The organism is Algimonas arctica, from assembly GCF_014652695.1.
In the GTDB taxonomy this organism is placed as follows: domain Bacteria; phylum Pseudomonadota; class Alphaproteobacteria; order Caulobacterales; family Maricaulaceae; genus Litorimonas; species Litorimonas arctica.
Genome location: NZ_BMZH01000014.1, coordinates 20,209 through 31,005 on the forward strand (window position 1 = coordinate 20,209; position 10,797 = coordinate 31,005).

At 54.5% G+C, this 10,797-nt stretch carries 9 protein-coding genes and 1 tRNA gene; 5 read left to right on the forward strand and 5 right to left on the reverse strand.

The annotated features are described in order from the left end of the window. Window positions 1–70: 70 nt before the first annotated feature. Window positions 71–2,761 carry a type I DNA topoisomerase gene (gene topA / locus IE105_RS13215; RefSeq protein ID WP_189499241.1) on the reverse strand — a complete coding sequence of 897 codons (2,691 nt, stop codon included), beginning with the start codon at window positions 2,759–2,761 and terminating at the stop codon, window positions 71–73. Between the two features lie 130 nt (window positions 2,762–2,891). Next, window positions 2,892–3,452, reverse strand: coding sequence for a hypothetical protein (locus IE105_RS13220; RefSeq protein ID WP_189499242.1), 561 nt, complete (start codon window positions 3,450–3,452; stop codon window positions 2,892–2,894). A 247-nt stretch (window positions 3,453–3,699) separates the two neighbouring features. Between IE105_RS13220 and IE105_RS13225 the strand changes: the two genes are divergently transcribed. After that, window positions 3,700–3,888: a hypothetical protein gene (locus IE105_RS13225; RefSeq protein ID WP_189499243.1), complete on the forward strand. Its 189-nt coding sequence runs from the start codon at window positions 3,700–3,702 to the stop codon at window positions 3,886–3,888. Between the two features lie 44 nt (window positions 3,889–3,932). Here the strand turns inward: IE105_RS13225 and dprA are convergent, their stop codons facing one another. Beyond that, a complete protein-coding gene (gene dprA, locus IE105_RS13230; protein ID WP_189499244.1) occupies window positions 3,933–5,051 on the reverse strand; it encodes a DNA-processing protein DprA in 1,119 nt (372 codons plus the stop codon). Then, window positions 5,048–5,632 carry a glycerol-3-phosphate 1-O-acyltransferase PlsY gene (gene plsY / locus IE105_RS13235; protein WP_189499245.1) on the reverse strand — a complete coding sequence of 195 codons (585 nt, stop codon included), beginning with the start codon at window positions 5,630–5,632 and terminating at the stop codon, window positions 5,048–5,050. Before plsY ends, dprA begins: the two co-directional genes overlap by 4 nt. 212 nt (window positions 5,633–5,844) lie before the next feature. On the opposite strand from plsY, the gene IE105_RS13240 reads away from it, so the two are divergent. After that, window positions 5,845–6,534: a sulfotransferase family protein gene (locus tag IE105_RS13240; RefSeq protein WP_189499246.1), complete on the forward strand. Its 690-nt coding sequence runs from the start codon at window positions 5,845–5,847 to the stop codon at window positions 6,532–6,534. Between the two features lie 150 nt (window positions 6,535–6,684). Here IE105_RS13240 and IE105_RS13245 read toward each other — a convergent pair. Continuing rightward, window positions 6,685–6,758 (reverse strand) — tRNA-Cys (locus tag IE105_RS13245). Between the two features lie 211 nt (window positions 6,759–6,969). On the opposite strand from IE105_RS13245, the gene IE105_RS13250 reads away from it, so the two are divergent. The 3 genes from IE105_RS13250 to IE105_RS15440 all read left to right on the forward strand — a co-directional run bounded on the left by IE105_RS13250 (window position 6,970) and on the right by IE105_RS15440 (window position 10,718). Beyond that, window positions 6,970–7,629 carry a protein-L-isoaspartate O-methyltransferase family protein gene (locus IE105_RS13250; RefSeq protein WP_189499247.1) on the forward strand — a complete coding sequence of 220 codons (660 nt, stop codon included), beginning with the start codon at window positions 6,970–6,972 and terminating at the stop codon, window positions 7,627–7,629. A gap of 23 nt (window positions 7,630–7,652) precedes the next feature. After that, on the forward strand, window positions 7,653–9,212 hold the full coding sequence (locus IE105_RS13255) for a TolC family outer membrane protein (protein ID WP_189499248.1): 1,560 nt from the start codon (window positions 7,653–7,655) through the stop codon (window positions 9,210–9,212). Window positions 9,213–9,413: 201 nt separating this feature from the next. Next, window positions 9,414–10,718, forward strand: a complete 1,305-nt coding sequence (locus tag IE105_RS15440) for a DUF2497 domain-containing protein (protein WP_233354159.1) — start codon at window positions 9,414–9,416, stop codon at window positions 10,716–10,718. The last annotated feature ends 79 nt before the right edge of the window (window positions 10,719–10,797 follow it).

Sequence of the window (10,797 nt, forward strand, 5' to 3'; positions counted from 1 at the left end):
AAGGTCTGTTTTCAAAGGCGAGACAACGCTTAAAGGCGACATATCAAAAATATAAGGTCGCCCTTTTCCTCTAAGTTTTAGGCGAGGGCGCTTTCTTGACGGGGGCTTTTTTTGCGGCTGGTTTTTTTGCCGGCGTTTTCTTAGCTGTTGTTTTTTTAGCCGCCGGCTTCTTTGCCGCCGGTTTTTTCTTGGCGGCGGGTTTCTTTTTCGCCGCGGGTTTTTTGCGCACGGGCTTTTTCTTCGTGCCCTTGGCTTGCTTCTCCGCAATATACTCCAGCGCCATGTCGATGTTGACGCCGTCAACATCTTGACCGTTGGGGATTGTCGCGTTGATTTTGCCCCATTTGACATAGGCACCATAGCGGCCATCTAGAATCTGGACGGGCGCTTCATCGGTTGGATGTTTACCGAGTTCTTTCAGCACATTTTGTGTCCGGCCTTTGCCGCGCGAAGCTTTCTTCTCCTCGATCAGAGTCACGGCCCGGTTCAGGCCAACTTCCCAGACTTCATGTACTTCACCGAGTGACGCAAAGGTGCGCTGGTGGACGACATAGGGACCGTAGCGGCCAATGCCGGCACTGATCGATTCCCCATCTTCAGGGTGCTTGCCGATTTCACGCGGCAGGCTCAATAGCTGTAGCGCTTTATCGAGATCAATTGTCTGCCAGCCCCAGCCTTTCGGCAAGCTCGCGCGTTTGGGTTTCGGCTTGGGTTTGGTGTCCATGTCCGTATCGGCGGGAAGCGCCAGCTCAACATAAGGGCCAAAGCGTCCGGTTTTAAGCCAGACAGCGTCGCCGAGTTCCGGATGTTTTCCAAGTTCTGTGTCTTGGGCTTCGCTATCTTCGCCGTCGCCGGCCCCAAAGGGACGCGTGAATTTACATTCAGGATAGTTGGAACAGCCCACGAAGGCACCGAATTTACCCAGTTTCAGCGAGAGTTCACCGTCATCACAGTTGGTACATTTGCGCGGATCAGAGCCATCTTCTTTTTCCGGGAAAGCGACAGTTTTCAGCGCAATATTCAGTGCGTCGAGAACGTGGGTGATGCGAAGTTCTTTGGTGCCATCGACATGCGTCGAAAATTCGTTCCAGAAATTGGACAGCATTTGCTTCCATTCCAGATCGCCCGAACTAATTTTATCGAGCTGTTCTTCGAGGTCCGCTGTGTAATTATACTCGACGTATTTAGCGAAAAACTCTTCGAGGAACGCGGTCAGCAAACGGCCTTTATCGGACGGGGTAAACCGGCGTTTATCCAGCGTGACATAGTCCCGATCTTGCAATACTTTGAGGATCGAGGCGTAAGTTGACGGGCGGCCAATGCCGAGTTCTTCCATCCGCTTGACGAGGCTCGCTTCGGAGAAACGCGGCGGCGGTTGAGTGAAATGTTGCTCAGCGACGACAGTTTTGGCGTCCGTGTCTTGGCCCCGTTTGAGCGGCGGCAGCAGTTTGCTATCTGTATCATCATCGTCAGACTTAGACTTGGGCGCTTCGTAAAGTTTCAAAAACCCGTCAAACCGGATGACTTGCCCCGTAGCTCGTAAGGCCAGAGAATCACGTGCATCGACGACGGTAACGGTTGTGCGTTCCAATTTAGCCGAGGCCATTTGGCTGGCTGTCGCGCGTTTCCAGATTAGCTCATACAGGCGCTTTTCATCCCCAGATAGATTGAGGCTAGATGGGGTGCGGCCAAAGCCAGTGGGACGAATGGCTTCGTGGGCCTCCTGCGCGTTCTTGGCTTTGGATTTATACATCCGTGCCGAACTGGGCAGGTAGTCGTCACCATAATTAGATGAAATCGTTGCGCGGCAATCGCTGACGGCTTCGCCGACCATGGAGACGCCGTCTGTCCGCATATAGGTGATCAAACCGACAGTCTCGCTACCGATGTTGACGCCTTCATAGAGCTTTTGCGCCGTTTGCATGGTGCGCGTGGCGGAGAAGCCCAGCTTGCTGCTGGCTTCTTGTTGCAACGTCGAGGTGGTGAAGGGCGGTTGTGGATTGCGGGTGAGGGGCTTGGCCTCCACCGATTTGATCGAGAGGTTGGCGCCCTTGACCTTGGCTTCGGCGTCTTTTGCTTTGGCTTCATCATTGAGGCTGAATTTGTCGAGCTTTTCGCCGTCGAGTCGCACGAGGCTGGCGGAGAACGCGCCGGAGGCTGTGCTCATATCCGCCGTAACGGACCAATATTCGCGGGGGTTAAACTGTTCAATTTCGGTTTCGCGTTCTGTAATCAGTCGCAAAGCGACGGATTGGACGCGACCTGCGCTGCGCGCGCCGGGTAACTTGCGCCACAAAACGGGCGAGAGCGTGAAGCCGACAAGGTAATCGAGCGCGCGGCGGGCGAGATAGGCGTCAACGAGTTCTTGGTCGAGCTGGCGCGGGTTATTGATCGCCGTCAGCACAGAGTTTTTGGTGATCGCGTTAAAGACGACGCGTTCGATCGGCTTGCCTTTGAGGACCTTCTTATTGCCGAGCAGTTCAAGTAAATGCCAGCTAATCGCTTCACCTTCTCTGTCCGGGTCGGTCGCGAGGATGAGTTTGTCGGCGTCTTTTAGCGCGTCTTCGATATCTTTGATGCGCTTGCGCGCGCGCGTGTCTATCGCCCACGACATGGCAAAATCATTGTCCGGATCAACCGAGCCGTTTTTGGACGGCAGGTCACGGACATGGCCAAAACTGGCCAACACACGGTAATTGCTGCCCAGATATTTTTCGATGGTCTTCGCTTTGGCGGGCGATTCTACGACGACAAGGTTCATTGCGGTCCTGTCCAGTGGCGCGTGATATATAGAGACACGATCACGCAAGGGATGCGGCGCGCCATGTGGATGGCGCGGCCGTCGATGTCAATCCGGCGCTCCAGATAGTGCCGTGAGGTCTGTGAGAGGATTATCGCTTGGCCAAGCGCCCAATGCCGCAAGTCGCGCCAAAGTCTTTAAACACGTCGTCGGCGGGCGGGACGTTGAGCTGGATATTATCGCTGCCCGCTTTTACACGGACGTCCGAACCCAAAATAGTCGCGTTATACAAGGCTTTGAAAGACCCTATGCGGCGCGCCCGGTAAACCTTCATGGCGGGCATATAAATCCAGTCTTCTCCCTTAATACGCACACCATCGATACTGATCTTAGGCCGTTTGAGTTTCATGCGTCTTGAGTCCGGTGGTTCCGTCATCATTCCCCGCATATCGATCGGCAAGATTGCAAAACTCACGGAGGGGCGGCCGTTATAACAATTAAACACAATATTGCCGGGCGTGTCGGCCGTGCCGGAATAGACGACCTCGGCGGGTTTTGTGATTCCCAATTCGGCTTTCGAAACAGCATTTCCGCGCCAAGACAGATTGATGATGACGTTTTTCCAGCCTTGGTCCTTTGCATTGTCTGAGACTTCAAAGGCTGACGGGGCCGTGCTGGATTGTGCGCTGGATGAAACCGGAAGCGCTGCCATGGCCGTCACCATGAGACAAATGGCTATCTTAAAGTTAGCTGGGTGAAAGTTGGACAGTGCGTGGGATGTTTTTCTCATACCCAATTTATAATAGCTAAGGTTGAGTTTGAAAGGTTGAATTCCGTGAAGTTGATCTCTGTGATCCCTTGCGCGCCGCTCAATTTTCGATTTTATGCTAAATACAACCTTTAGTCGTTTGAAATATCACCTCACTACTTTTACGAGAGCGATAAGTGGGAGGGTGAATGTGGCATTGGATAAGACACGGATTAGTCTCGTAGATTTAGCGACGATGGAGGAAGCCGACGTCATCGACTATCTGCTCGAACTCGCGGTGGAACTGTCTGAAATTGCGCTAGAAGCGGGAAAGCCCCAGGCCTCGGCCTTACTCACCCTCGCGGCGAGCAATCTTCGAACGGGTACAGGGGGCGCCTAGGCGACAAACAAGGTGAGGGGAATGATTGGCCGTCTTACCCTGCGTTAGCCGCGTGAAATTCGTCCGTCAGGTTCGACCAAGATGTCTGCGTTCAGTTCCATTTCCAGCAAAGCGGCCGCAGCTAGTCCGGCCGATACGCCAGACGCTCGGATTAAATCGTCTTTATGGGTCGGCGTGAACGACGCCGCCTGCATGAGAGCCTCTTTCGCACGCTCGATTTCGGCCTGAACACGCGTGCTATCGAACGGGACGTTGTCATAGGCGTCTATCGGATCAAACAGGGTGGTCGGCATGGCGTCGGCGCGGGACGATTCGAGAAAATCGAGCACATCCTGCGTCGTTTCTATCAAAGCAGCGCCTTGACGAATTAAGCGGTTGCAGCCTTTTGTGCGTGGGTCCAGCGGACTGCCGGGCGCAGCCATAACTTCACGGTTTTGTTCCAGCGCATAACGCGCCGTAATCAATGTGCCGGATCGTTCCGCCGCCTCAATCACCACGACGCCTAAGGATAAGCCAGAAATTAGCCGATTGCGGCGCGGGAAATCACGGGCCGTGGCGCGATATCCGAGCGGCGATTCAGAGACAAGCAAACCGCGCTTGCGCATATCAAGATGGAGCTCCGCATTCTGTTTAGGATAGATATGATCGACGCCGCCCCCGAGCACGCCCACTGTACCTGAATTCATGGACGCTGCATGGGCGGCTGCGTCGATCCCGCGCGCGAGGCCTGAAACAATCGTGAGGCCTGCATCGCCCAACTCTCCCGCAATCTGCGCAGCGAACTTCTGGCCAATTGCGGACGCGTTGCGGGAGCCAATAATCGCGACACAAGGCCGGGACGTTAGGGTTGCGTCGCCCCAAACGCTGATCAGTGGCGGGACAGGGTCAACCGCGCGGAGTAAGTCTGGGTAGTCCGGTTCAATGGCGCAGAGGATCCGAATGCCAAGCCGTTCGTTTGCCTCCATCTCAGCTTCGACTTGCTCAAACGTGGGCGGGCGAATGTCTTTGCGCCGGATTAGAGTGGGGAGATTGTCGAGCGCCTTAGCGGCGGAGCCAAACCGACCTAACAATCCCCAAAAGGCGACGGGGCCGACCGTGTGGGTCCGATAAAGACGAATCCAGTCCCGGCGTTCAGAAAAAGAAAGTTCTCGGGTTTGTCTCAACCTTCTTGGCCGATCTTGGATTCTGTTCCGGCTTTAAGGCGCGCAATATTTTCGCGGTGACGCCAGACGATTAAAACGGTCATAAAGCCAATCATCGTCGTGACGGGCCACGGGAAAAACATCACGGACACAGCGGTTGAAAAAGCGGCGGCGCAAAGCGCGGCAGCAGAGCTATATTTCGTCGTATAGGCGACCAACAGCCACGTCGTGGCCGCCACGAGTCCAACCGGCCAGACCAGACCTAACAGCGCGCCGAAAAATGTCGCGACACCTTTGCCGCCTTTAAAGCGGAGCCAAACGGGATAGCAATGCCCGAACAAGGCTGCAGCGGCGGCAATAAACTGCATAGGCGCGCCAAATAGATGGAGCGCGAGATAACCCGCGCCGGCCGCTTTGCCAGCATCAAGCAAAAGCGTTAGCGCCGCGATACCTTTATTACCCGTACGCAAAACATTGGTCGCGCCAATATTGCCAGACCCGATGTTACGAATATCTGGCCCGCCCGTCAGGCGTGTCAGCACGAGGCCAAAGGGGATCGACCCTAGGAAATATCCAATGAGAGCAGCGAGGGCGATAGTCATACGGCTAAATTGCAGAAGAGAGGGCGCAGAGTCAAAGCTATATAGATTGTAGGGCGCGCATTCGTTTTAGATATTGCGCCCCTGATATCGCATAGAGCGATAGCTGTTTGTATTCGCAGGGGTTTAGGTTCGAGCCTTAATGCCGCCATCGATTTGTTTGCTTGTCATTTTAATTGACGATCTCTAGCCAGATTCAAAACGGGAGGGTGAAATTGACCATAAAAATTATAGGGGCCGGGTTCGGACGAACGGGCACAGCATCATTGAAAACTGCGCTGGAAACGCTTCTTCAAGCGCCCTGTTATCATATGAGCGAGGTTCTCGGGACCGCTGGTCATGTTGACCTATGGATTGATGCGGCGGCTGGAAATCCAGACTGGAATACAATTTTCGAAGGCTATGGTGCGACCGTGGATTTCCCCGGGTCTCACTATTGGCGCGAACTTGCAGATGCGTATCCAGAGGCCAAAATTATACTCTCAGTTCGCGATGCTGAGCGATGGTTCGCATCGACGCAGGACACGATTTTCAGTGAGATGATGCAAGGCCTTCAAGAAGGCACAAAATGGGGTCGAATGGCTGATGCGACTATCACTGATCATATGGGCGGTGATCTCAACGATAAAGAGGCCCTCGTCGCGGCCTTCAATGACCACAGCGCCCGCGTTAAAGCTGCTTTTGGTCCTGAGCGTTTGCTCGTATTCGAAGCCAAAGAAGGATGGACGCCGTTGTGTGAATTCCTCGGCGTACCCGTACCGGAAGGTGACTACCCGCACATAAATTCCAAAGCAGAGTTCGACGCTGTTTTCGGCCTTTTAAGATCACCCATTGGCGCAGCCGTTATGAACGGTGACGGCATTGAGAGCGAAACAGTGCATGAAGATCTATTCAATGCGGACTGAGGCGACGTACACCGCCTGATACCCCATCGTTCTGCCGCGAAGGGGAATCTGCTTGCAAATGCGGGTATTGGCCCCTCGGGGCGCATGTCCTAAAGGACACGCTTTTCTTCCGGCTACGCCGGAAACTCTAGGGCGAAGAAAAGTTAGACTTGGAGGTACCACCCGGAATCGAACCGGGGTGGCTGGATTTGCAATCCAGAGCGTAACCACTCCGCCATGGTACCATCCAAGACGCTGCCTTTACCAAGGGGACGGGGCAGCGTGCAACGTTTATTCTTCAGGCGATGCAGTTAATGCGCAAAAGAGCACTGTAAAAATTCGATCCCCTCACAGACGATAAGGCGCCATGCGCGCAACGGCGTTGCAGGCAACAGCGCGCGCGGCTAGGAGGCAGGCTGAACCTGTTCTGATTAGATGTCTTAAGGACCGCTCCCCATGCCCCAGTTCGATTTCGATGCCGCGCGCGAAACGATGGTTGAAAGCCAGATCCGCCCTTCGGATGTGACTGACCTGAAACTCTTGGCAGCCTTTCGCCGTACGCCCCGCGAACGGTTTGTCCCGGCATCAAAAATGGCGCTCGCGTATGGAGATACAGTCTTGAATTATGGCGATGGGCGCAGTCTTTTGCTGCCGCGTGACTTTGCGAAACTGGTGCAGGCCGCGGATATTCAATCGGACGAGGTCGTGCTCGATATTGCTTGTGCGCGCGGATATTCGACAACGATTTTGTCTGAACTCGCGGAAACGGTCGTGGGTCTGGAAACAGACGACGAAACTGTTGACCGGGCGACGGCGCTGTTGACTGACTTGGATGTGGTCAACGCAGCCGTTGTCAAAGGGGACCTCAAACGTGGCGCGCCGGAACACGGGCCTTTTAATGTGATTATCGTGGGCGGCGCGGTGCCAGAGGTGCCGCAGGCTTGGTTTGGGCAATTGGCCAATGGCGGGCGTTTGGCTGTTATCATCAAAGACGGTCCAGTTGGCCGGGCCACGATTTTCACGAAGTCCGGTAATGCCATTGGCGACCGGGTTGTGTTTGATGCGCATGCGCCGTTTTTGTCCGGATTTGAACCCGCACATAGTTTTATTTTTTAGCCATCCTACTTGATCGAACCGCTATGCGTGTTTTTCGAAACGTCCTGCTGATTACAAGCGCAGCGCTGTCCGTTGCTTGTGTCATGGCTGGATACGCGAATGCGCAAGAGGTTGACCCAGCGCCTCAGGCTGGCGTCTTTGGGACGGATACGTTGCAAACTGTTTTGGCGAGTGTTTACCGAAATAACCCGCAATTGCTGGGCGAACGGGCGCGCCTGCGGGAGATTGACGAAACCTATATTCAAGCGCGGGCGCAGGGACGTCCTTCCTTAACGGCAGGGGGCGAACTATCGCTGCAAGCAACGCGGTCGCCCGGCGATGGGACCAATCCTTTTGTTCCGGCTGGTGGCGGAGGGTGGTCGGATACGACCCCAAGTGCGAGCCAACTCATTGCGATCCAACCGCTGTACCAAGGGGGACGAATTAAAGCGCTCAAACAGCAAACAAAAGCCAGCATTATGGCGGCGCGGGCTGGATTGGAAAACGCCGAAAACAACGTCTTCTTGTCTGCGGCGAAGGCTTATGTCGATGTGCTGCGAGACGAAGAAACCGCGCGTATTCGTCGCAACAATGTGCGCGTTCTGACGCGGCAATTGACCGCGGCGAATGAGCGGTTTGACGTCGGAGAAGGAACCCGGACTGATATTGCGCAATCTGAATCGCGCCTTGCGGGGGCCGAAGCGGGCCTAGCGCTGGCGGACGCGCAAATCGCCAGCAGCCGCGCGATATTCGTACGTTACGTTGGTCGGATGCCCGATCAACTGTCTCCTGTGCCTGCATTCATCGTGCCGGAGAGCCTCGACCAAGCGATTGCGCTGGCGCGCGATAATAACCCACAACTGCTCGCCGCATATTATAATGAGCTGGCCGGTACGGCCGCGATTGATGTGGCGAAAGCGGCGGGACGCCCAACGATTAGTTTGCAAGGCTCACTGGTCCGTTCGCGCGGGACGTTGCTCGGGTTTCAAGATACGGATCAAGCGACGATTGGCGCGAATGTGAGTGTGCCGATTTTCAGTGGCGGCGCTAACGCGTCGCGGGTTCGCCAAGCCAAGCATGCGAAGACACGGCTCGGTTTCGAAGCGCGGGATGTTGAACGGATTGTCGATCAAACGATCACACAGATATGGGCGCAAATGGGCGCGGCGAAACGGATAGTCGCAACGAGTAAACGTCAAGTCGCGGCGTCCGACGTTGCGTTTGAGGGAGTTTCGTTGGAACAACAGGTGGGAACCCGAACGCAACTGGACGTGCTGGACGCGGAGCAAGAAACGCTGAACGCAAAATTGACCTTGATCAATGCCGAACGGGATTATGACGCCGCCGTCTTTCAGCTACTCTCCACCATTGGCGTGCTGGATGCGGATGGGATTGATCTGCCGATTACGCGGCACGATCCAGACGCCTATTTTTCTGATCTACGCGATGATCGCTTTAAGAGAGCCGGGGACCGTTTCCTTCCTGATGTCTTTCGAAATGATGAGCCGGTGTTCCCAAATCTCAATGAAGACGATGCGATCATTGGGGTGTCTGAAGGTGAGGGTGCGCCTCTGGATGCCGAATCGGACTCAGAAGAAGATTGAGGCCTTTTTTGGCGTTTAGACGCCGATGAAGCCGTAATTTCTGAGTCAATTTTTTCTCGCAAACGGCGGGTGATAAAAAGAAAATTCCCTCGTGGATTGTGGACAGACCTGTCTAGACAAGTGGTTAACCATCGCTTAACTCATTGTTACGTAAGGCCCGTAAATTGATTCTGGGCGCTTAAATGGGGATTGCGAGCAGGTATGTCTGAACAGACTCCGGAATCCACTGCAAACATAACTGACGAGGACGGCTTTGCCGTGGCCGAGTCGGAACCGAGTATGGAAGACATTCTCGCATCTATCCGCAAAATAATTTCTGACGACGCTGACCCTGTGCCACTGGATGGCCCTGGTGATGCGCCAATTGAAAATAGCGGTGAAGAATTATCACCTGTTTCAAACGCCACAGCTGAGCCTCTTATAGCGGTTGATGCCGAGGCTGATCCGTTTGATCTCGACTCGCTATTAGGCGACCTGAACGCGGGTGAAACATCTGTCTCCCAGAATGACACTTTCGCCCAGTCTATTGGGATTGGCGACATGGCGTCACTTGACGATGATCTCGCCATTCCAGAGCTCGATGTAGAAACGGATGCGTCCGAAGCTGCGTCTCTTGATCAAGATCAAGATGATATGGATCGGCTTATGAATGAGCTACTCGTCGATATGGATGAGCCGACGATGATGGCCGGGACCGAAGGCCCGCTCGCGGCCGCCGTCGTGCCCCACACTCTCACACCCCAAGTCGGCAAGTCGCAAACAGCCACAGATGATGACGACATGGATGTCGTAAAATCGCTTATAGCGGATCTGACGGATGATGATGTTGATCCGTCCGCGGACGCATCGTCACTAGACGATCTGGATTTAGATCTTGATGCGATGATGAACGAACTCGCCGGGTTTGACACGGATCCCATCTCCGAAACGCAGGCAGAATCTGTGATGGTGACAGAGTCCGATATGGATGACCTCGACCTCATGGAAGACGATATTTTCGAGAGCATTCTCGAAATGACGTTAGAGGATGAAGTTGAAGCCTTTGACGCAAAATCTGAAATTGATCCCAACGTTCCAAGCTTGGCCGATATTGCCGCAGCGGCCGAAGCCGAAGCAATTGTTGAGCCGGCTGTTATGGTGAAATCAGCTGCCGTTCTCGGCGCGAAAACACAACAAGCCGATATTGAGGAGCCTGTTTCGGGCGCTTCAGTCACCCCTGAGCCTGCCAAACCGACACCTTCCGAAATGGAGACACCCATGCCGAGCGCCCTTCGCTCTGACGCGATTCTTGACGATGTGACCGAAAAGGCCTCAATGTCCGCATTTGCAGAACTCAACCAAGTTGTTGAAGACAAGGCGATCCTATCGGAACGCGGTCCTCGCATTGGCGATTTGGTGCAAGATGCGCTCAAGCCGATGCTCAAGGAATGGCTGGACGCGAATATTCAGTCAATTGTCGAGCGCGCCGTGGCCAAAGAAGTCAAACGCATCGCTGACGGTAAATAAGCTGTTCGGTTAGTCGGGCGCTAATCCCCGACTTAACAATGCCGATTGCCTGCGCTAAGCAGGCCGTGATCACACCCGC